Origin of the sequence: Rhodoferax ferrireducens (assembly GCF_003347515.1) — a bacterium.
Classification (GTDB): Bacteria; Pseudomonadota; Gammaproteobacteria; order Burkholderiales; family Burkholderiaceae_C; genus Rhodoferax.
Map to the genome: position 1 here is coordinate 1 of NZ_QEII01000233.1, position 22064 is coordinate 22064.

17 protein-coding genes are annotated in these 22064 nt (G+C 62.6%); 2 read left to right on the plus strand and 15 right to left on the minus strand.

All coding sequences use genetic code 11. The annotated features are described in order from the left end of the window. Positions 1 to 493 precede the first annotated feature (493 nt). From C5P05_RS04685 to C5P05_RS04710, 6 genes are read right to left on the minus strand one after another with little or no spacing between them, the layout of a single operon-like run. On the minus strand, positions 494 to 1681 hold the full coding sequence (locus tag C5P05_RS04685; RefSeq protein ID WP_114968701.1) for an OmpP1/FadL family transporter: 1188 nt from the start codon (positions 1679 to 1681) through the stop codon (positions 494 to 496). 30 nt (positions 1682 to 1711) lie between these two features. Beyond that, the gene (locus C5P05_RS04690) at positions 1712 to 3385 is read right to left on the minus strand and encodes a bifunctional 3-(3-hydroxy-phenyl)propionate/3-hydroxycinnamic acid hydroxylase (RefSeq protein ID WP_114968702.1); all 1674 of its coding nucleotides are present in this window, start codon (positions 3383 to 3385) and stop codon (positions 1712 to 1714) included. Then, positions 3364 to 5259 (minus strand): acyl-CoA synthetase, encoded by a 1896-nt coding sequence (locus C5P05_RS04695; protein WP_114968703.1) that lies wholly within the window; start codon positions 5257 to 5259, stop codon positions 3364 to 3366. The genes C5P05_RS04690 and C5P05_RS04695 overlap by 22 nt, the downstream gene beginning before the upstream one ends. A 1-nt stretch (position 5260) precedes the next feature. Further along, the gene (locus C5P05_RS04700; RefSeq protein WP_114968704.1) at positions 5261 to 6286 is read right to left on the minus strand and encodes an alcohol dehydrogenase catalytic domain-containing protein; all 1026 of its coding nucleotides are present in this window, start codon (positions 6284 to 6286) and stop codon (positions 5261 to 5263) included. After that, a complete protein-coding gene (locus C5P05_RS04705) occupies positions 6283 to 7239 on the minus strand; it encodes a fumarylacetoacetate hydrolase family protein (protein WP_114968705.1) in 957 nt (318 codons plus the stop codon). The genes C5P05_RS04700 and C5P05_RS04705 overlap by 4 nt, the downstream gene beginning before the upstream one ends. A 27-nt stretch (positions 7240 to 7266) precedes the next feature. Continuing rightward, a complete protein-coding gene (locus C5P05_RS04710) occupies positions 7267 to 8409 on the minus strand; it encodes a VOC family protein (protein WP_114968706.1) in 1143 nt (380 codons plus the stop codon). Between the two features lie 139 nt (positions 8410 to 8548). Between C5P05_RS04710 and C5P05_RS04715 the strand changes: the two genes are divergently transcribed. Continuing rightward, a complete protein-coding gene (locus tag C5P05_RS04715) occupies positions 8549 to 9232 on the plus strand; it encodes a TetR/AcrR family transcriptional regulator (protein ID WP_114968707.1) in 684 nt (227 codons plus the stop codon). A gap of 51 nt (positions 9233 to 9283) precedes the next feature. Here C5P05_RS04715 and C5P05_RS04720 read toward each other — a convergent pair whose 3' ends face one another. Genes C5P05_RS04720 through C5P05_RS04755 form a run of 8 tightly spaced genes read right to left on the minus strand, consistent with a single transcriptional unit; the run spans position 9284 to position 17910 of the window. Then, the gene (locus C5P05_RS04720) at positions 9284 to 9670 is read right to left on the minus strand and encodes a TetR/AcrR family transcriptional regulator (protein WP_114968708.1); all 387 of its coding nucleotides are present in this window, start codon (positions 9668 to 9670) and stop codon (positions 9284 to 9286) included. A gap of 15 nt (positions 9671 to 9685) precedes the next feature. After that, positions 9686 to 10420, minus strand: a complete 735-nt coding sequence (locus C5P05_RS04725) for an MgtC/SapB family protein (protein ID WP_114968709.1) — start codon at positions 10418 to 10420, stop codon at positions 9686 to 9688. Positions 10421 to 10447: 27 nt separating this feature from the next. Next, positions 10448 to 11887 carry a patatin-like phospholipase family protein gene (locus tag C5P05_RS04730; RefSeq protein ID WP_232834347.1) on the minus strand — a complete coding sequence of 480 codons (1440 nt, stop codon included), beginning with the start codon at positions 11885 to 11887 and terminating at the stop codon, positions 10448 to 10450. Between the two features lie 4 nt (positions 11888 to 11891). Then, the gene (locus C5P05_RS04735; RefSeq protein ID WP_114968710.1) at positions 11892 to 13235 is read right to left on the minus strand and encodes a TolC family outer membrane protein; all 1344 of its coding nucleotides are present in this window, start codon (positions 13233 to 13235) and stop codon (positions 11892 to 11894) included. Between the two features lie 18 nt (positions 13236 to 13253). Then, positions 13254 to 16316: an efflux RND transporter permease subunit gene (locus C5P05_RS04740; RefSeq protein ID WP_114968711.1), complete on the minus strand. Its 3063-nt coding sequence runs from the start codon at positions 16314 to 16316 to the stop codon at positions 13254 to 13256. Further along, on the minus strand, positions 16313 to 17392 hold the full coding sequence (locus C5P05_RS04745; RefSeq protein ID WP_232834348.1) for an efflux RND transporter periplasmic adaptor subunit: 1080 nt from the start codon (positions 17390 to 17392) through the stop codon (positions 16313 to 16315). The genes C5P05_RS04740 and C5P05_RS04745 overlap by 4 nt, the downstream gene beginning before the upstream one ends. A gap of 56 nt (positions 17393 to 17448) precedes the next feature. Continuing rightward, entirely contained in the window at positions 17449 to 17640 is a 192-nt protein-coding gene (locus C5P05_RS04750; protein WP_114968713.1) for a hypothetical protein, read from the minus strand. Between the two features lie 45 nt (positions 17641 to 17685). Further along, positions 17686 to 17910, minus strand: coding sequence for a hypothetical protein (locus tag C5P05_RS04755; protein ID WP_114968714.1), 225 nt, complete (start codon positions 17908 to 17910; stop codon positions 17686 to 17688). Positions 17911 to 17969: 59 nt separating this feature from the next. Here C5P05_RS04755 and C5P05_RS04760 point away from each other — a divergent pair, with 59 nt between their 5' ends. Next, positions 17970 to 20858, plus strand: a complete 2889-nt coding sequence (locus tag C5P05_RS04760; RefSeq protein ID WP_114968715.1) for an ATP-binding protein — start codon at positions 17970 to 17972, stop codon at positions 20856 to 20858. Between the two features lie 726 nt (positions 20859 to 21584). On the opposite strand, the gene C5P05_RS04765 is transcribed toward C5P05_RS04760, so the two are convergent. Beyond that, positions 21585 to 21794: a hypothetical protein gene (locus C5P05_RS04765; RefSeq protein ID WP_114968717.1), complete on the minus strand. Its 210-nt coding sequence runs from the start codon at positions 21792 to 21794 to the stop codon at positions 21585 to 21587. Positions 21795 to 22064: the final 270 nt, after the last annotated feature.

Here is a 22064-nt window from a genome sequence, read left to right on the forward strand (position 1 = left end):
CATGGCTGTGCTCCTGTGGTGAACGAGGCCAATTGCCTCACCTCACAACATAGGCACTCGCCCACCTTCGGCAAACCACAAACGTCACATCGCAGGGTACCGCGCGAGCGGTTTAGTCCAACGACCAGTAGCCGGTATTGGAGGGTGGTGCTCCAAAGCAGCCATTGGTCGAACCGAATTCTCCAAAGCGGCCGCTCAACTGGCAGAAGCGGATTCTGCCCGTGCCAAAGTACCGCAAGATTCTGGGTGTCAAGTGCCAATTTGAGAGGTCAAAGTACTGGACTAAGTCTTGTCACCAAACGCGCCACAAGGCATCCAAAGAGTGGCTTGTTGGTGGAGGTGCTGATGGCACCTCAAAATTGAGAAGCCTAGAGCAGCAATTCTCCGCAATATCTGAGCATGTGCTGATTTGGTTACTCCGAGCGTTGAAATTCAGAATCACTCGTCCCAAGTGAGGAGCCAAATTGGTCAAAATAGGCTTATCTCGCGGGCGTCAAAACGAGCGTTGGTAGCCCAACATGAAAATGGAAACCTTGCTGGTCAGCGACGTTCCAGTACTTGCGCCTGTTCCGTTCAGTGTCGTGCTTGGGTTCAACTCAAAACCTGCACTGATTTCAGACCTTGCATCCAGTTTCATGGACGCACCCGCTGTAAAAGCGTGCTTGTGGATGGAGGGCGCCAACAGGTTTTGCACCGTATAGGCGGACTGAATTTGACCTTGATTCTTACTGAAACCTGCCCGCACGGTCCAGGTGGGATTCACGTCCCAGGAGACGCCCATGCGCACGATCGCCTGGTTTTTCCAATTGAAACCATTGGGATCCTGCATGGCTTTCAAATCACCCCACATAATTTTCAACCAGTCGGCAGCGAGCGTGATGTGGGGAGCCGGTTTCCAGGCGACGCCAACGCCATATTGTTCAGGCACATCCAGCTTTCCATCGCTGTAGGCCAGCAAATCATTGCTATAGCCATCGAGCTTGCCCATGCGAGTTCGCGTCTTATAGGTCGCGCCCACCGAAAATTCAGGCGTGGCATTCCAGAGTACGCCCAAGCGCAGTCCCACACCTGTTGCCGATTGGGTGCCGTGATTGGGTAATTCAAATAGACCACCAGGAGTCGGCACGATTACGCCCTCTGCATTGAACGTCTGCCTGACAAAATTCAGTCCCACACCCACGGCCAGGTCCGGACTGGGCTTCCAGCTTGCATTGGGAATGATTTCCATGTTTTCCAATTTCGACTTTGCATTGCTTGCGCCGGGCACCGGCAATGCCGCTCTCTCGTAGTCAGCACCCACGCCAGACCCTGTAACCGTAAGACCCAATGTTATTTGCGGGTTGAGCGCCCAATTGATGCCGCCCTCAGGGATGAATGCTCTGGTGCTATTGGTGAGGTGGTTTCCGGGCAGCACATAGTCTGAAGAAGAATCGCCTTGAAAAACTTGCACGTTTGTCGTGAAGGAGTTGGGCACAAACGCCATTCCCGCCGGATTGTTGGCGGCGGCCATTGCGTCAAGCGGCAAGGCAATAGAGGCGCCCCCCATCATGGCGTTTTTGATGCCATAGCCCCCCAACTGGGCACCGTTGACGGCCATTGCATTGCCGCACAAAAGGGTCATGCTGCCGCAAAGCAGGCCCATCAGCTTGCTGGGTTTGACGTGGGAGATGCGTGTGTTCATGATGCATATTTCCTAGTGACGAAAGTGGCGTTAGCCTATGGTGGATAAGGTAGCGAAAGGATCTGGTTGGGTGGGGCGGGTCGTCATTCCAAGCAAGCGCACGGTTTCATGGACCAGTTCAGCCGCTTGCTCGAACGGGCCCTCGCACAAGACCGTGCGGTCCGGCCGGACAATGGCCGTCCAGCCCATCGGGATGCTGCGACAGGTGAGCAGGTCATCCAGCGCTTCCACGCGTCGCTCCGCCGGGCCTAGGTGCAAGCCCTGGCCTCGCATGCACCACTGCAGACAGGTGCCGCCATAGCGTGTCCACTCCAGTTGGAGCTGCGGGTTCAACGCAGTGCAGGGGTCACTGCCAAAGGACACGAACGTCAACGTCTGTCCCAGCATGTCGTCGCTGAGAACAATCTCCCCGTTGTCAGCCCTGCGAACCAGGCCTTGCGGAAAAGTTGAACCTGCCAATAGTTTCTTGGTGGAACGGGTGCGCAGGAACAGCCCCGCCTTGAAGGTGTTTTGCGGTTTGACTTTGAGATCTTCAAATAGCGCCCGTCCTGCCGGAACTAAACGGATCAGACTCATAAAACCGTGGATCAAGAATGCCTTGAACCGATTGGCGGGCATCACCAGCTTACCCATCAACAGCGCCAGCCCAATGATCTCGCGGGCGTGCGGCTGGCGCTCCTGGTTGTAGCTTTCAAGGATCGCGGGACTGGCCTGACCGTGCAACACCCACGCTAATTTCCAGCTCAGATTGGCAGCATCGCGCAAGCCAGCAACCAGGCCTTGCCCAGCAAACGGCGGCGTGATGTGTGCGGCGTCACCCCCCAGAAAGCAGCGTCCCACCGAGAAGCGGTCCGCAACGCGCGCATGGAAGCGGTACACCGCCGTACGCTCGATTTCAATCTCGTCGGCGTTGGCCCAGGGTGCCAGCAAACGTTTGACGGTTTCCGGCTTTTCCATTTCTTCACGCGACTCACCCGGTTGCAGCATGAACTCCCAGCGCTGCCGTCCGCCCGGGGCCACCATGTGCGGTGCTGGCCGCTTGGGGTCACACAAGAACTCAATGTGGTCTATGGGATTCGGAACCTGCTTGGCATCCACTACTAGCCAGTCCTGGCCAAAAGTTTCGCCTTTGAAGTCCAATTGCAACGCTTTCCGCACGGTGGAATTGGCGCCATCAGTGGCCACAAGGTACTTTGCTGCTATGCGAATGCTTCTGCCCGAGCCATCACGCACCTGCGCTATCACAAAGGAGCCCTTGTCTTCAAAGGACTCCAACGTGGTGCCCAGCGATACCTTTACATGGGCGTATTGTCCCAATTTCTGCCTAAGCACTGCTTCCAGTTCTGGTTGAAAGAAGGTCACCAGCATCGGATGCCCATCAATTTGACGCGCAGTATTCATGCGCGCAAATCGCCCAAACAGAGGGGAATACATCTGAACTTGGGGGATGGCAATTTTGTCGAAGTCCTGCTCCTGCACACCCGCCATTTGCAGAATGCGCAAGGCCTCGTTGTCAAGGACAATGGCTCTGGGTGCCATAAATATCTCTGTGGCCTGGTCGATGCCCAGAACATTCACACCGTAGCGCCCAAGCAGGTTGGCTACCGTTGCGCCAACAGGTCCCAGGCCCACCAGTAGCACATCGACCTCCATCACGCCATCGGCGTTCAAAGATTGCATGTTCATACCGCCAGTTCCTTCCATTCCACATTCAAGTTAAAGCGTCCCAGTGCCGCTTGCACGGCGTTGAGTTGCCCTGCTGCGCACGTCACCTGAACAACCACGCCTTTCTCCGGACTCAGAGCGGCCTCACTGGTGACGCCTGCCAATCCAGCATCGTTCAAGGCCCGTAACACGGCGTATTGAGTTGCGAGCAACCGCAGATGGGGCTTGGAGATTTTTCCGACTGCTGTCAGGGGCAATGACGGCAACACTTCAATACGTACTGGCACTGCAGCGCGTTCGGGAATAGTGTTGCGGGCGTGCGCTGCCAAGGCAGCCTCGTCGATGCTTTGTGATGGCTTGAGCATCACGTACGCCACCGGTATTTCACCTGCGTGCGCATCCGGTTCCCCAACGGCCGCAGCCATGGCGATTGCCGGATGCGCCGTGAGGGCATCCTCGATCATGGCCGGATCAATGTTGTGGCCCCCACGAATGATCAAATCTTTGGCGCGTCCACACAGCACCAGTCGTTCTTCAGCGTCCAGATAGGCCAAGTCGCCGGTGTTCAACCAGCCATCGCCGAGCCAGATGCCGTCGTTGTCTTTGGCACGCAGATAGCCACCAAAAACATTGGGGCCACGGATGCCGACAACACCCACTTCGCCAGGTGCCGATTCGCCCATGGCTTTGCCATTGGAATCCACCTTGAAGGTACGCAGATCCTGGTAGGGGATGCGGATGCCGACAGTGCCTAATTTCGCTTCGCCCGAGAGTGGGTTGATAGCAGACACGCAGGTTCCTTCGGTAAGCCCATAACCTTCAAAAATGCCCAGCCCCGTGGCCCTTTCAAATTCGATGGCAACTTGAGGTGGCAAGGGTGCAGCGCCACACACGCCCCGTTTAAGCGTCAGCAACCCTTCTGGCGGCAAAGGCTTATGGGTCAATGCAGCGTAGATGGTCGGAACTGCACTGAATGAGGTGGCCTTGAACCTGTTGGCGAACGCCCAAAAATTATCCAGAACACCCGGAGTCCGAAAACCGCCTGCGGTCAGTATTACCACCTCAAAACCGCAATGAAATGCCGACAATCCCGTAACGATGGCCCCATTGACGTGAAACAAAGGCAGACCGCAGAGCAACACCTGGTCCCGCTCAAAAAGAGATTCGAGTACCCACGCAAGGAACGCTTCATTGGCATGGGTATGGATGGCTACCTTGGGGTAGCCCGTAGTGCCACCCGTATGGAAGTGAGCGCAGGGGTCGCTTTGCGAAAACACCCTCTCGCTCACCAGACGGTCGGGCACAGCAGCGCGCAAAGCGCCATGGAAATCACAGATCTCGACATCCGATCGACCCACGTCGTCCGCCAAGCTGGAGAGTTCCGGTGTGCCTTGGCTTCCTGGGGTTACCACCATCACGGTGCGGATGCTGGGTACTGCTTGCACCACCTTGGCCGCTTTGGGCCAGATGTCCGAGCCAGGCAGCGGCCCCAGGACGATAAGAACCTCGGCTCGTGTCTCGTTGCAAATGCGGGCGATGTAGTCCGCTTCCAGCATCGGGTTGATAGGGCTGGCAATGCCGCTTGCCTGTGCACCCCAAAGGGCCCAATGCGTCTCCAGCAAATTGGGCAGCAGTATGGCAACCGGCGTGGCAGGCGTAACACCCAGCGTATGCAAGGCGTTAGCAGTCCGGTGAACGGACTGCAGCAACTCGGCGTAGGTTTGCTTGACGGTGGGCGCATCAGCTTGCCCGGAAGTCAAAAACTGTAGGGCCGTTTTGTGGGCGTACTTGTGACAGGCCAGTCGCAATATATCGTAGGTATTGGTAGCCGGAATAAGCGTCTGCCAGGGGCCTGAGTTTTCCAGCCGCTTGACATCCGCAATGGTTCTGATGGTGTGCTGTGGGTCAGGCATGCTAGTCTCCGTGTGCGTTATTGATGAGAAGGGCACGCCCTGCTCGCGCCTGCTCAACATGCGCGAATGCAAGATGGGCTTGGGGCATGGGGGCGCGTATGCCAATGTGCGGTTGTGGGCGTGCGCTGAGAGCGAAGTTCTGCATTAACTCCAGATCTCCAGCTTTCAAATCAAACAGAGCCCATGCGTAGCGGGCACCTTTTGGAACGCTTTTGCGACACTGCCTGCGTTTGCTCAAGGCTGCAATGGCTCCCATTGCTAGTCCTTTCTCATCTAGAAGGGTGAGCAAGGGGTGTACGGTGGTGGCGTAACCCATTGCGCCCGAGCGCAAAGTGCGGCACAAGGCTGAATCCAGCTCCCACGCAGCAAAGTTCAGCACGGCGTCAAATCTGCCTTGGTGATCAGCGAGGTCTTTGTCTGAGCATGCGCTTTGCGCGCCCTGTGCCAAACACCGCGCATGGTTTTCGGCGCGATCAACCGCCGTAACTTCAGCACCCCACTGGCAAAGCAAGCCAAGCGCAATACTGCCCAACCCGCCGCTAACGCCAGCTACCAAAATCTTTTTGCCTTTGGCCGTAGTGGCATTGATTCCAATGGATTCAAAGGAGCGCAAGACCGTGCAGGTGTTGTAAGGCAGCGTGACCAGCAGTTCATCACTCAAGTCCGCATTGGCTTTCAGTGCCTGAGAGCGCTTGACGACGACACGCAGCGCATGGGGCCCATACTTCGACGGTGGCTTAACCCCAAAGACACGATCACCGGGCCTGAGATCAACCACACTGCTTCCGATTCTTGAAACGGTGCCGACAAAGTCATTCCCCAGTGCCAGGTTCTTGGTGTTTGCGCCCTTGAGCTGAAACACTTTTCGGCCATAGCCATAGCGTCGCTTCGCGTCGATCGGGTTGACCGTTGACAGCGCAACTGCGACTTCAATCTCATCAGCGCGCAAGGGTGCGTCAGAACATTGCGCCCAGCGCAATTGCCCCCGCAGGTCAAAAGTGACCGCTTTATCACTAGCCGTACTCATGGCTGTACGATCTTTGTGGTTTGTTCGCCCAGATCCAGTGCGCCATCATCGGTTCGGATGGTTACGGAGATCTGGTCACCGGGGCGGAGATAGGCTGGGTTAGCAGCATTCTTTTTGATGAAGAGCTTCCACTTGCCTGCCTCACTCACAAAGTGCTTGAAAATGAACATGACTGCTTTGCCCGGAGCGCGTGCCGCGCATCCTGCTGGCGTGCCTGTAGCGATCAGGTCGCCAGCAAAAAAATCCTGCAGCTGCGCCAACTCGGTAAGCGTCTGTGCCGGTTGATAAATCATTTCGCAGCAGTACGCGTCCTGGCGGGTCTGGCCATTTACTGCCAGGCGCATATGCAGGTCGGGCCAGCGCTTCCATTCCGCAGCAGTGGGCAACAGCAGGTAGGGGCCTACCGGGCCGAATCCTCGGTAGCTCTTGCCCTTGTAAAACTGTGCTTGTGGCAGCTGAACATCACGGGCTGACAGATCGTTCACGATCACCAGACCCGCTAACCACTTGTGCAATTCATCGGATTTGACCTGGGTTCCTGCCGGTATGGAGCACCGCATTACCAGACCTAACTCAACCTCGTAGTCGAGCATCGCCACATGGGCAGGGCGAGCGACCGGCTCATCTGCTGCAACGATTGACGAGGAAGCTTTGGTAAAGATCGTATTGAACGAAATGGACTTGGGGTCCATTCCTGATTCGCGCACATGACTGGCGTAGTTGGTTCCTTGGCAGATGAACTGCTGGTTTCGCGTAACTGGCGATAGCAGCTTCACCGAACTCAAGGCAATGCTTGCGTCATTCGGTGTTTTTGCCCAGATTTCATCCCAGCGTTGGTCGATCAATTCGCCGGTCGTCATTGCGCCCGCCGCCAGCGGCGCCAGGCTGCGGTCAAAAACCACTCCCCAGCCCGCAGTTTTTCCATCTGTGTAATGAATAAGTGTGAGTGCCATGTCTGTTTTTCCGTAATTGAACTGTTGTTAAAGCCAGGGGCGCGCTGGGGGATCCATTGCCGCGCCCAGCAATTTGAGGCGGTCAATATTCAGACGCCCGTACTTGAGGTGCTGAAATACACGCCATAAATTTTTGAGTGACTTGCTCGGCTTCATGCTTGACGGCGCGTCTTGCCCCCACGCCCAGATGCTTCCAAATGTCAATGGCGAATAGCACGTCTCGAAATCCGAAGTAAACACATCTCCGTCGGAGTAATGCTCCATCTCAAAGCCTTCAGGGTCATGCCAGTAGTCAAACAGCTGGCTTCCCAGAATGTGACGACCAATTCCCCACATGTGTTTATGCCCTTGGGCCCTGAGCACCTGCTGCCCCTGACCGATCGCGTCCAGATCCGTGACCTCATAGGCGCTGTGTTCGTACTTCTCTTCGATCGCGCCGACGAATACCACCGCGTGGTGGTCAGCAGGTGTCTGTCCCAAGTTAAGCCGACAGAACGCTAGATTGGGGGAGCCATCCGCCAGATACTGAACATCAGAGGGGATAAGACCAAGCACCTTGATGTACCACTGCGCTAGACCCATGAAATCCACTGACTGAAGCACAAAGTGCCCAAGACGAATAACCTTTGCTGGCTCGATTGGAGTGCGCAAGGGCCGGTTTACTCTATTCGCCGCATTAGGGCTATTGGCGAGCTCCGTGACAGGTTCACGCACTGGCAATGGGGCCACATGGGTTTGCCCCTGTAGCAGCCACACCTTTCTCCCCGCAGGATCCAAAAGCTCAATCCCGCGACCTCCCCCAGGGATGTCTGCCGGATTGAGGTCTATTGCAGCCAGTTCCCGTTTGTATTGGGCGAGATCGGTGTCATCCGACATGACAAACGCCGACCCCACAAAGCGGTTTTGCCGCCCTTTGCTTGCGACATAGATCGCAGGAGCAGTTCCAGTCCCTCTGGCTATGAGCTTCTTCTCGGTCAGCGATACCGTATGTAGGCCGAAGTCACGCAGAAATTTTTCTGTGGGTCGCAGTGCTTTCTTCTCCCACATCAAAAACGCCAATTCCACTGCACGTCCGAGTGGTACCGGGCAGACCAGTGGCTGAACATGTTCAGGAAGTCTGCTCTGGGGGAGAGACTCGGGTTGGTGCAGTGTTGTATGGATTTTGGTCATAAAGTCACTTCCATAAAATCAATATCGTCATGATGACATAATCGTCACCATGACGATATCATCGTTTATACTGATTGACGCAAATCAGTGCTCGAGTTCGGGTACGCTCCGATTCACAAAATAGAAACGTCGAGTCAAAATGGAACATCAGGATCACAGACCCCGCGTGGCTGCTGAGCGACGGGAGCGTATGCGTGCTCGACTCATCGAGGGAGCAATGAATTTGGTCGCCCAGAACGGACCGATTGCGACATCAATCGACGACGTGATTTCAGAAGCACAGGTTTCGAGGGGGACGTTCTACAAGTACTTTGATGCGCCGGCATCCCTGGTGGAGGCGGTTGCAAAGGACCTCTCCAATGAGATCTTGCGCCTCATTGACCCACTTGTGCAGCTAAGTGAGGACCCCGTTGTCCGCATGGCTACCGGTATGCGATTGGCACTTCATTTGTCGCAACAACATCCGATGCTTGGTGGTTTCATTGCAAAGCTCGGTTGGCCAAACTTGCCGCCTGATCAACTCATGTTTGAGTATGTTCCCAGGGATCTGGAGCTTGGAATGCAGCAGGGAAAATTTGTGCGGATGGACATGCGGGCTGCAATGAATCTCACTGGCGGCATATTGATGGGAGGGATTCACACGCTTCTGTCGGGAACGGCGCCACGTGATTTTCCTGAGCAAGCAGCGGCAACAGTGTTAATGGGGTTGGGGGTTGACAGAACTACCGCAAAGAAAGTGGCTTATGCAAAGCTAAAGCCACTCAAAATCGACGGCGATGGACTAATAGCAAGAACGCTAACGAAAAGCATCGCCATTCGGTAAACGCCTTCTTTGTCAGGTGTACGGCAACCGATGGCCTTTACCAAGACGAAATTAAAGAACGTTAGCGAATGCCTGCATTTGGGCGTGAGTACCCCTTCCCAAGTCCACCTTGTCGTGCTGCGCAGCGGTCGACGACAGATTCAGCTGCAAATACATCGGCCACCGCCGGTTTAGCTGGGACTGCAGCCGTCGCAGCACTGCAGCCAGCTCGTCATCGTCCGCGAAGCCCGAAGGAGCTTCCTCGAAGCAATCGGACCGATGCTCCATCGCATGCTCGAACAAGGCGCGCTTGCTGCTGAATCGGAGCGCGATGGCACCCCAGGTCAGACCGACGGCTGCTGCAATGTCGCGCGTTCTCGCACCGAGTCCCCGGTCCAGGAACACGGGGCGTGCGCGCCGCAGGATGTCCTGGTCCGTGAGCGTCTGGCGTCGTCCCATGACTTGTCACCCAGCTCAGTTGCGCACCGGCGAGATGCTGAAGCTCGACACGCCTTCGAAGGCCGCGATCTCATCGGCCAGCAGCGCCGTCGATGTGGCGCTGGCCCGGTCCAGCGCCACGACGCTGAAGCGCCAGACCGGCCGACCGTCGGCGAAGCTGATGCTCAGGCTGTCGCGCAGCAGCCGATAGCCGCGTGAGGCGGCAATGCCCGCGAGGATGTCGTACGAGGGCGGGTGGGTGGACCGGAAGCTCAGCGTGACATCCAACGTCGCCCGCCCCGGCAGCATCGCTTCTACGCGGTGCAGCACCGACATCGAAAGCATGCACAGCAGGGCCAGCAGCAAGGCCGCTGCATAGAAGCCCACGCCCAGCAGCACGCCGATCGCCGAGGCCGTCCAGATGGACGCGGCCGTCGTCAGTCCGCTGATGTTCATGCCGTCCTTCATGATGACGCCAGCGCACAGGAAGCCGATGCCGGTGACGACACCCTGCACCACCCGCGTCGGATCGGCCAGCAGGTGGGGAGCCGTGCCGCCGTACCACAGCGACGCATGGCCGACGAACACGGTCAGCGCCGTGGACGCCATGCACACCAGGCCATAGGTGCGCATGCCTGCGGCCCGGCCGTTGAAGGAGCGTTCATAGCCGACGAGCATGCCGAGCAGCAGCGCCCCGACCAGATTCAAGCCGATGAAGGCGTTCGCGGCAAGGAAGCTGCCGCTCCAGTAATGTTGCAGTTGACCCAGCATCGGTTCAGCGAGAACGCGCCCGCAACATCATTGGGGGGCCGGCGCATCCGCGGCGGCCGCCATCTCGGGCTCGGCGCGCAGGCTCTGGCGCAGGCGCTGGAAAGCCGGCGACTCGCGCAGCACCTCGCGGCCGGCCTTCTGCAACTGGCGGACCTGGATGGGCAGGATGGTCAGGGCCGTGGGCACTTGCAGCAGGCTGCGGCGCAGCTCGGGATCCTGCAACTGGCGCAAGCCGACGTTGATCACATGGATCTCGGCGTCCGCCGCGAAGGGGCTACCGGGTCGGCCGCGCTCGGCCTTCAGCGCCTCATTCATGCGACGTGCCACGTCGTCGACCATCACCGTTGTCTCCTTGGTCAGGCGCGAGCCGGCGCCGAAGACCAGGGCGTCCAGCACCTGAAGATGGCCGGGCACGCGATCGCTGCCGTCGATGCGCTCGGCCGTGTCGCGCTCCGAGTTGACGCTGATCAGCACGATCTGGTGCACCGAGCCCGGCTGCAGGCCCTTGAAACTGGCCTCGAAGCTGCCGCCCGCGAGGGTGCGCTCCAGCAGGCCGCGCACGCCGAGGTTGTCGACGACGCCGCCGTCAACGAGGTGGATGAATGGCCTTTCCTGAGCGTCGCGATAGCTCTCGGCGATCATATCGAGCAGTCGTGCCGACAGATTGCGCCCGGACTGCGCCGAGTCGGACGCCGGCGTCGACTCGGGACAGCTGCCAGAGTAATTGCGCAGGGTCAACGGGCTCAGCAGCAGGGGCACGGAAGATGAGGCTGCCACCGCAAAGGACAGGGGTACGCTGTCGAGGTCCGAACAGATAAGGGCGAACTGCTCGGGTGTAAATTCGAAGGGCGCGCCCGAGGTCAGGTCGGTGGCGGTCACCAGCAACTGCGGCCGGGCGCGCCGGGCCCGCAGCTCGCCGAAGGTCATGCCGCGATAAACGGGGTCGAGGCGTTGGGCGAAGGTGTTGCTGCGCCCCCACCAGGGCGAGCTGAGTTTGTACAGCGTCGTCGGCGACAGCGCGTCACTGATCAGGCTGGCCTGGAAGTCGGCCAGCAGGAAGTCGTGCTCGAATCGCGTGAACACCTCGTCGCCGAAGGCCGCGTAATAGCTCGCCAGCACGCTGCCGCCCGAGACACCGCTGATCAGCCCGACCTCGTCGAGCAGGCTGGTCGAGCCGCCGTCCGATTCGAAGCGGGTCGCCTTCAGCTCCTGCAGCACGCCCTGGCCGAAGGCGGCCGCGCGCGCGCCCCCGCCCGACAAGGTGACGGCGGCAATGATGGACGGCGAGGCGGTGGTCGCCGCCGGGGAGATCGCCGGCGCCGCGATGGGCTGGTTGATCCAGGGCCGCGCGGTCGAGCAGGCCGCCAACAGGACGGCGGTACAGACGGGCAGTAGTCGCCGTACGATGTCGTGGGCGCGTCGCTTCGGGTTGACCGGCCTGATGGCCGGATGTAGACAGTGCATCATGGCTTCAGGGAATCGCGAGCCAGCCGTTGACCGAGCGCAACTCGCCCTCGCCGAGCTCGCCGGCCGCCACGGACAGGCGGACACGGCCCAGCAGGTAATCCAGCCGCGCCTGCACCAGGTCGAACTCGGCCGCGAAGGCTCGCTGCTGGGCGTCCAGCACGTCGAGCTCGGTGCGCGTACCGACATCGCGGCCCAGCGTCGTGGCCTCGAGCGCGGTGCGCGCCGAGACCAGGGACTGCTCGGCGGCGGTGATGCGCGACACCCCGGTCCTGACGGAGAGATAGGCATCCTGGACCTGCAGGCGCACATCGCGCTTGGCGGCCGCCAGCGCCTGTTCGGCCTCGCGCCGCCGGGCCAGCGATTCGCGTTCCTTCGAATCAAGGCCGCCACCCGCGTACAGCGGCATGTTGAACTGCAGGCCGACGGAGCCGGTACGGTTGTTGCTGGGGGCCACCATGGGCGACAGGTCGCCGCTCTGGCCCTTGCCGGAATAGCTGGCGACCAAATTCAAGCTCGGGCGCCCGGAGAGGCGGTGTTTGTCGATCTCGGCGCCGGCGATCTCCAGCTGCGAGCGCTTGACCCGCACCAAGGTGCTCTGGTCCTCGCCCTTGAGCTGCCAGGCCAGCAGGCTGTCGGGCTCGGGCGGCGTCGCCGCCTGTCCGGCCGCCAGAGCAGCCAGGCTCTGCGCCTGGGCCCCCGTCGTCTCCTCGAACTGGGCGCGCCGCAGCTCCAGCGAGCTGCGCGCGTTGATCTCCTTGGTCAGTATCTGGTCGTAGCGCGCCTGGGCCTCCTGCAGGTCGGTGACCTTGCCGCGACCGACGTCGAAGCGCGCCCGCGCGCGGTCGCGCTGCATCGCGATGGCTGCCTTCTCGGCCAGCGTGACACGCAGCGCCTCCTGGGCCTGCAGCACGCCGAAGTAAGCCTCGGCCACGCGCTGGGCGAGGCCTTGCTGGGCCTGGTCGAACTGCGTCTCGGCCAGCCTCGCTTGCTGGTGCAGCTGCTGCTTCTCGGCGCGGGCCGTCGCGTCGTAGAGCGGCTGCGTCAGCTGCACGGTGGCCTGCCTGACCGTGCCGGTGCTGTGGGACAGGCCCGGCGACACATTGCCCGAATTGCGGTCATCGAGCCGGCCGAGGCCGGCCTGCAGAGAGACGCGCGGCTTCAGCAGCGCATCTCCCTGCACGACCTTCTCGCGGCCGGCCACCAGCGCCTCGTCGGCGGCCAGCTTGGCGGGGTCGTGGCGCAGCGCCTGCTCGTAGGCGCCGACGAGATCGAGGGCCTGGGCCGCGCAGGTCTGCAGGGCCAGGGCTGTGAGCACCGCCCAGCGGGCGGTCTTGTACGTCCGTTTCATAACTTGTGCTTTCGTCGCCTAAACGGCGTCAAGGGGGAGGGGCCGCTTGGCCCGGTAAAAGGCGGCGTAGAGCGCCGGCAGGAAGACCAGGGTCAGCACCGTGGCGACGGCAAGGCCGCCCATGATGGCCCAGGCCATCGGACCCCAGAAGACCGAGCGTGTCAGCGGCACCATCGCCAGGATGGCCGCCAGCGCGGTCAGCACAATGGGGCGCAGCCGGCGCACGGCCGATTCGATGATGGCGGTCCACAGCGGCGCGCCGGCGGCCAGGTCCTGGTCGATCTGCACGACCAGGATGACCGAGTTGCGGATGATCATCCCGGCCAGCGCGATGACGCCCAGCATGGCGACGAAGCCGAAGGGGATCTGGAAGGCCGCCAGGATGGCGCTGACGCCGATCAGACCCAGCGGCGCGGTCAGCAGCACCAGCAGCATCTTCTTCATGTCCTGCAGCTGGAACATCAGCAGCAGCAGCACGACGACGAGGGTCGCCGGCATCACCGCGTTGATCGACTTCTGCGCCTTCGCGCTGGACTCGTGGGCCCCGCCGACATCGACGCCATAGCCCAGCGGCAGATCCTTGGCCAGGGCCTCGATCTTGGGCAGCAGGGCGCGCGTCACGTCGGGCGCCTCGGCGCCAGCGAGGTCGGCGCGCACCGTCAGCGTCGGCACGCGGTTGCGGCGCCAGAGCTGGCTGTCCTCGCTGTCCAGCGTCAGCCGCGCCACCTGCGAGACCGGCACGAACTTGCCGTCGCGCAGATAGATCTTGGCGTCCTTCAGGTTGTTCATGTCGGTGCGCTCGGGCTGCACCAGGCGGGCGACCACGTCGATGCCCTGGTCGGCCTCGCGGTATTGCGTGATGGCCGTGCCCGAGATCGAGGTCTCCAGCGCCTGCTTGATCTGGCGCGAGCTGATGCCCAGCGCGCGCGCCTTGTCCTGGTCGACGTCCACCTGCACCCGCTTGGTCCGCTCGCCCCAGTCCTGGTTCACATTCCGCACATGGGGGTTGCTGCGCACCAGGGTCGCGACCCGGGCGCCGATCTCGGCGACGCGGTTCAGGTCGTTGCCGTAGACGCGGAACTGCACCGGATAGCCGACCGGCGGGCCGTTCTCCAGCCGGTTGACGCGGCCGCGCACATTGGGCAGGTCGTTCTCGAACAGGCCCTGGATCTTGGCCAGCACGCGTTCGCGCGCCTCACCACCCTGGGTCATGACCATCATCTCGCCCAGGTTCAGATTGGGCGTCTGCGCATCCAGCGGCAGATAGAAGCGCGGGCTGCCGGTACCGACATAGCTGGTCACGGCGACCACGTCCTTGTCGCCCTTGAGCGCCGCCTCCAGGCGTTGCACCTCGCGCGCGCTGGCCTCGAAAGTTGAAGCCTGGGGCATCCACAGGTTGACCATCAACTCGGGCCGGTCCGAGGCCGGGAAGAACTGCTGCGGCACCAGCTTGAAGAGGGCGATCGAGCCGACGAAGGCCGCCAGCGTGATGGCTATGACCCAGCCGCGACGCTGCAGGCAGAAGTCGACGAAGCGGCGGAAGCGCAGATAGAAGCCCTTCTGGTAGACCGCGTCCTCGTCATGGTCGGCGTGGGCGTGCTCCTTCAGCAGCTTGAAGCCGAGGTAGGGCGTGAACAGCACAGCGACGATCCACGACAGCAGCAGCGAGATGCCGACCACCTGGAACAGCGAATAGACGTACTCGCCGGTGCCCGACTTGGCGAAACCCACCGGCAGGAAGCCGGCCGCCGTGATCAGCGTGCCCGTCAGCATCGGGAAGGCCGTCGCGGTATAGGCATAGGTGGCGGCGCGGAACTTGTCCCAGCCCTGCTCGAGCTTCAACTGCATCATCTCGACCGCGATGATCGCGTCGTCCACCAGCAGGCCCAGCGCGATGATCAGCGCACCCAGCGAGATGCGCTGCAGGTCGATGCCCAGCAGATACATCGCCAGGAAGGTCAGCGCCAGCACCAGCGGGATGGACAGCGCGACGACCAGGCCGGCGCGCATGCCCAGCGACAGGAAGCTGACCGCCAGCACGATGATGACGGCCTCGGCCAGGCTCTTCTTGAACTCGTGCACCGATTCCTCGACGACACGGGGCTGGTCGCTGACCGCATGGATCTGCACGCCCACCGGCAGGCTGGCCTGCACCCGCTTGACGGTCACGTCGAGCTCCTCGCCCAGGTGGATGACGTCGCCGCCCTTGCGCATGCTGACGGCCAGACCGGCGGCCTCCGCGCCGTTGAAGCGCATCTTGACCACGGCCGGGTCGACGAAGCCGCGCCTGACGTTGGCGATGTCGCCGAGCCTGAAGCTGCGGTTGCCGGCTTGGATGCCGATGTTGCGTATGCCATCGACCGAGTCGAACTCGCCACTCACCGTCAGCCGCACCTGCTCGCCCAGCGTCTGCACCGTGCCGGCGGCGGCGACCGCATTGGTCTGGGCCAGCGTCGCGGCAATCAGCGCCGGGTCGATGCCCAGCGACGCCAGCTTGGCGTTCGAGATCTCGACATAGATCTTCTCGTCCTGCTTGCCGACCAGGTCGACCTTGTTGACATCGGCCACGCGCAGGAACTCGTTGCGGGCCGCGTCGGCGAACTGGCGCAGCTGCGCATTGCTGAAGCCGTCACCCGTGATCGCGTAGAGGTTGCCGAAGGTGTCGCCGAACTCGTCATTGAAGAAGGGCCCCTGCACCTCGCGCGGCAAGGTGTGCTGGATGTCGCCGATCTTCTTGCGCACCTGGTACCAGACATCGGGCACGGCCTTGGGCGAGGTCGAATCGCGCAGATTGACCTTGATCAGCGTCTCGCCGGGGCGCACATAGGTGGCCGTGTAGTCGATCTCGGCGATCTCCTGCAGCTTCTTCTCGATTTTGTCGGTGACCTGGTCGGCCATCTGCTGCGAGGAGCTGCCCGGCCAGTAGGCCTGCACGACCATGGTCTTGATCGTGAACTCCGGGTCTTCCTTCTGGCCCAGGCTGCCATAGGCGAGCACGCCGGCGACCGTCAGCAGCATCAGCAGGAAGGCGATCATCTGCTGATGCTTGAGCGCCCATTCGGACAGGTTGATGTCCTTCATTTCGCCACTCCCGACGAGGCCGGGGCCGCCGCCGCGGCGGCCGGCAGCTTGACGCGCTGGCCGGGCTGCAGCATGTGCACGCCGGCGGTGACGATGGTCTCGCCGCCGTTCAGTCCGGCGACGACGAGGACGTTGTCGTCCTGCGGGCTGCCCAGGGTGACCTTGCGCAGAGCGACCTGCGAAGTCTTGGGGTCGACGACCCAGACCTGGCGCTGACCGTCGCGGTCGACGATGGCCGTCAGCGGCAGGCGGATGGCGCTCGTGCCCTCGACGTCGCTGACCAGCACCGAGGCCGTCATGCCCAGGCGCAGCAGCTGGGGGTCGGGGTCGCGGATCGAGATGCGCGCCGAATAGGTGCGTGTGACGCTGTCGGTGCCCGGCGCGAGTTCGCGCAGCACACCCGCCCAGGTGCGGCCGGGATGGGCCCAGGCCGCCACCTGCAGGCTGCGCGCCTGGCGCAGCTCGTCAAGACGCGACTCCGGGATGCTGATCGCCACCTCGCGCTCGCCGTCGGCCGCGACCGTGACGACGGACTGGCCCGCCGCGACGACCTGGCCGGCCTCGGCCGCAATCGCCGTCACGACGCCGTCGCGGTCCGCGGTGAGAACGGTGTAGCCGTGCTGATTGGCGGAGGTGTCACGCTGCGCGTTCGCCGAGCGCAGCTGCGCCTCGGCCTGATCCAGCGCGAGCTTTTGCTGGTCGAGCTCGGCGCGCGACGCGAACTGGCGGGCCAGCAGCTGCTCGGTGCGCTGCAGGTCAATGCGGGCCTGCGCGACCCGGCTCTTCGCCGCGTCGACATCGGCGCCCGCTGCGACCACACGCAGGGCTTCCTGCTCGGGGCTGAGCCGCATCAGCGGCTGGCCGCGCTTGACGGCGCTGCCCACCTCGACGAGGCGCGCGGCGATCTTGCCGGACGTGCGAAAGCCGAGCCGGCTCTCGTAGCGCGCGACAACCTCGCCCGAATACCGGGCACCGACCGAGCCGGCGCTGCGGCCGGCGACGATGCTTTGCACGGGGCGGACCTCTTCGTAGGACTCGGCCTCGTGGCGCTGGCAGCCAACCAGCACGGTGGCCATGGCCAGGGGCGCTAGGGCCCATTGAACTCTCATTGATGTTCTCCTTAATTGCATGACTACTTGACTGCGTAGCCCCGGCCTGCCATGCAGGCCGCGAGCGTTTGCATATAAATGGATTGATGGGTCTCGCCAACAGCGTGGCCGACCGTCCGCATCGCCCATCGGCTGCACTCGTCGTTGTCCTTGTGCTGCTGCGCCAGGGACTGGCCCCGGGTCGGATGGGCCTCGATGTCCGGCGGCTGTGCCATCGAGAGGGCAGCCGCCAGCGAAACGAAATATAGTCAGCCAGGTCTTCATGGGGACGGCTCCTCGGGGTTGTGCGGGTCGGCGCGCCATTGCGCGGCATGCTGGGTCAGCCAGGCGAGCATGGCCGTGCTGCTGGTAAAATCCGCCCAGTCGCCGCTTGTAACGTGCTGTATGCGGCCCATCAGCAAACCTTCTGCCGGGCACGCGTCACGGTGCAGCCGCAGCACATAGGCACCGGCGGCCGGATGAATTGGATGTGGGTTCAGCGTCATGCCCGGAAGTATGAGGACTGGCCGCGCACAAGTCGTCTTGAAACGGTCTCGAATCGGTATTGATCACATCGCACCCCTTGGCTGAAATGAACGAAACAAATCCCGTGCAGGCCCGGTTCGGCCGATTTCGGATCGACGAGGCGGAGGCGCGGCTGGAGCTCGACGGCGCGGGCGTGGAGCTGGCGCCTCGGGCCTTCCAGGTGCTGTGCGAGCTGGTGCGCCGGGCCGGTCAACTGGTGAGCAAGGACACGCTGCTGGACGCGGTCTGGGGGCACCGGCATGTCAACGAGGCGGCGCTGAAGAACCTTGTCAGCCAGCTGCGCCAGGCTTTGGGCGACGACGCCCGCGAGTCGGTCTATATCCAGACCGTGTCGCGCCGCGGCTACCGCTTCATCGCCCCGCTGGGCGAGCGCATGGTCCAGGGCTCAGTGGGACCGCAGTCAAGCGCGCCGGCTGGCGATTGGCTGGTCGGGCGCGTCGCGGTGCTGGCGCAGTTGCACGATACGCTGGCGGCGACACGCCGCGGCCAGCACCAGCTCGTCTTCATCGTCGGCGAGGCGGGCATCGGCAAGAGCGCCCTCGTCGAGCGATTCGCGGCCTCTGCCGGCGTTCGCCTGGCCTTCGGCCAGTGCGTCGAGCATTACGGCGGGGCCGAGCCCTATCTACCGGTGCTGGAAGCCTTGAACGGCCTGTGCCGCTCGGACGACGGCGCGGCGGTCGTCGAACTGCTGCGCCGCGTGGCGCCGACCTGGCTGCTGCAACTGCCCTGGTTCGTGCAGGACGAGGACAGGCGGGAGTTGCAGCGCGAGGCCACCGGTGTGACCCAGGACCGGATGCTGCGAGAACTCGGCGAATTCGTCGACCGCCTCGCCGGCGAGCAGCCGTTGCTGCTGGTGCTGGAGGATCTGCACTGGAGCGACCACGCCACGGTCCAACTGCTCGGTTATCTGGCGCGGCGGCGCGGCGACAGCGGCGCGCTGATGCTGCTCGGCACCTTCCGCCCGACCGAACTCATCCTGCAGGAACACCCGCTCGCAGGCCTGAGGCAGGAACTGCGGCCGCGTCGGCTGTGCCTGGAGATCGACCTCGAATTCCTGTCGGAGGCGGAGCTGGGCGACTTCCTGCTGGAACGCTTGGGGCAGACCGCGCCCGAGGCCTTTGTGCGCGTGCTGCATGCCCACACGCTGGGCTTGCCGCTGTTCGTGAATGCCGTCGTCGAGGAACTTCTGGCCAGCGGCAAACTCGTCCGGCGCGAGGTGGGCTGGGCGTTCCCCGATCCGGATGCGCTGACCGTGCCACGCGGCATCGCCGGCGTCATCGAGGGCCAGATCGCCCGCCTGTCGCCGGATCAGCAGCGTGCCCTGGGTGCGGCCAGCGTCTGCGGTGTTGACTTTCTGCACCTGCCGCTGGCTGAGGTGGTACAGATCCCGCCGGAGCGCCTGCAGGCGCTGCTCGAGGACGCCGCGGCGCGCCTGCCCTGGCTGGGCTGCCGCGGCGCCCGCGCCCTCGCCGACGGTCGCATCGCGGCGCGCTATGCCTTCGCCCATGCCCTTTACCGCCAGGTGCTTTACGAGCGACTGCCGGCGCTGCAGCGCATGCAATGGCACCGGCAATGGGCCGGGGCCCTGGCCGTCGCCCATGGGGCGAGCGCCGTGGAAGTCGCGGCCGAACTGGCGCTGCACTTCGAGCGCGGCGAGTCCCCGGTGGAGGCCGCGGCGCAATACGCCGTCGTGGCCGCCCGCGCCATGGCCCTCGGTGCCCCGCGCGAGGCCCTGCAGGCCGCCCGACAGGGGCTGCGGTTGGCCGAAGGCCGCATGGGCCTGGCCCTCGAGCAGGATCTGCGCTCGCTAGAAGCCGTCGCGTTGACGCGCCAGCATGTGATCAGCGCTCCCGAGGTCGCCGCCGCCTTCGAGCGCGCGCGCGCCCTCGGCCCCACGGACGGTCCGGGCTGGCAGCGCACCCTGCAGGGCTGCTGGTGGGTCCATTTCGCCCGCGCCGAGTTCGCGCCGGCACGCGCGCTGGCGGCCGAGATGCAGGCCCTTGCCGAGCGGCGCGCCGACCCGGCCCTGCGCCTTGCGGGGCTGAACGCCATGGGCCTGGTGCAGATGTCGACGGGTGAGTTCGTTGAGGCGCGGGCTCAGCTGGAGCGCGCCGTCGACGCCTACGCCGACCTGGCCGGCGGGCTGACGCCGACCAGCTTCGTGCAGGATCCGGGCGTGGAAGCGGTCTTGTCGCTGGTCCTGGTCTACTGGATCACGGGCGAGCCGCGGCGCGCGCGCGAGCTGGCCGAGAGGGCGGTGGCGCGCGCCGTCGCCAGCCGCCACCCGCTCAGCGAGGCAATGGCCCTGTATGCGGCCGCCATCTTGCATTGCCTGGCCGGGGAATTCGAGACTGCGTACGCGCTGACGGAGCGGCTCTATGCCCTCGTCCGCGATCAGTCCCTGCCCGAGAAGCGCAGCGGCTTCGCCTGGCTGCATGGCCATGCCCTGGTGGCCCTGGGCCGTGCCGACGAGGGCTTGGACGAGATGCGCGCCGCCGCGCGGGATGCACGCCAGCTCGGCATGCTCACTGGGCTTTGCGGCTTCCACTATCACTACGCGGAGGCCTGCCGGCTGGCAGGCCGACAGGACGAGGCCCAGGCCTCCATCGCCGCAGGGCTCGCCCTCACAGAGGAGGTGGGCGAAAAGACGGTATTTCCGCTGTTGCTGGGCCTGCAGGCCGAGGTCGAGATGGCGCGCGGTGACAAGGATGTCGCGACGGCCACCTGGCGACGCGCCATTGACGCCGCGCGTTCGCAGGGCGCAGTGTTTCACGAACTGCAGGTGTTGACCTCGGCCCAGGCTCATGCTGTGCCGGCCGCCGACCCAGACCGGCTCAGTCAGTTGCTGGCCTTCTACGATCTCGACCCGAGCCCCGTGATCGCGAACGCCAAAGCCCTGGCTGCTTGACGACCGTGCATTGCGCTGGCCTGACCCAAGGCTGCACCGCTCAGTCAGCAGCGCGCGATAATGCGCTCAATCCTCGTGATGCGTTTTGCGGGAATTGATTGCGTAGGGTCGCTGCATACCCAAGCGGCTGTTAGCACAACTGCGCGTCTCTTTGCGACCAATCCACGCGAGTCCCGGCCTCGCGCTTCCTTCGGATCTGCAACGTCTTCTTGTGTTCCCCTACAACGTTCCAAAGTCGACGCTGACGATGCTTTGAGAAAAATCGAGCGGGGAATTCAGGTGGGAGCCTTTGTTCCCTGGTTTCGATTAACCTCTCTTGGCTCAAAGAAGGTCGCGCTTCGAATTTCGGATAGCCCATGACCCGAGACCATTGAGGCGTGGGTGCAACTCCAAGCAAAATCTTGCCATTTAATCGACCCTTGAAACTTCACGCCGCTAAAAACCTTGCTTTCCCTGGGACGACCATGTAAGCGTTTTCGTCCTCCGCTGCACACCTGTCCCAGACTTCCCCTCCGCCAGTGTCGGCAATGCGGATGGGGCGCCGCCAATTGAGGACAGCTTTATGGACCCTCGACAGTGAAAATTTTTCTGCTGCCCGTAAGCTGCCACCCGGGAGCACCCGCTGTTGGTCGTAGCAGTCATTTACCTGGAAATCGGGAGTGCCCGGTTCGGGCCAGTTGGGGGTAGTCGCCAAAGACTGGTGTCGGGCAATACGTTGGGCCGCGCTCAATCCTTGAGGCTCACCCCCAGGGTATCCAGCTTCTTTGCATACGAGTCCCTGCGTTTTGTTGCCTTTGCCGCTGTTTTGGCTGCCGCTTGGACTGCCTTGGGCCCCTTTTGCGCAGCAGCTTTGATCATACCGAACTTGTGAGCAGCATCTGCTTCCGCCCGCTTGAAAGTGGCGATGAGTTCGGCATGGACAACGGATGGATTCACAGGTACTCCCATATCCAATAGCGCTATTTTCTGCGCTCTTTCGCACCCAGCGCAGTGGAAGGCAGGATGACGCCATTGGTCTTCGAGTGATTGGCTTTAAACGGTGGACAGGCCATAAATTAGCGTCATTACCCTTAAAGTTTGACGTTAGCGATCCAGCCGGCCGCGCCCGGACTCCGTGCCGAAGAAACTTGAGCCGTGCGTGAGGTACCGTTGAGGGGCACGCCACACATGACCGGTAAGCCATTGGTGCCTTTGTGGCCCGTACGT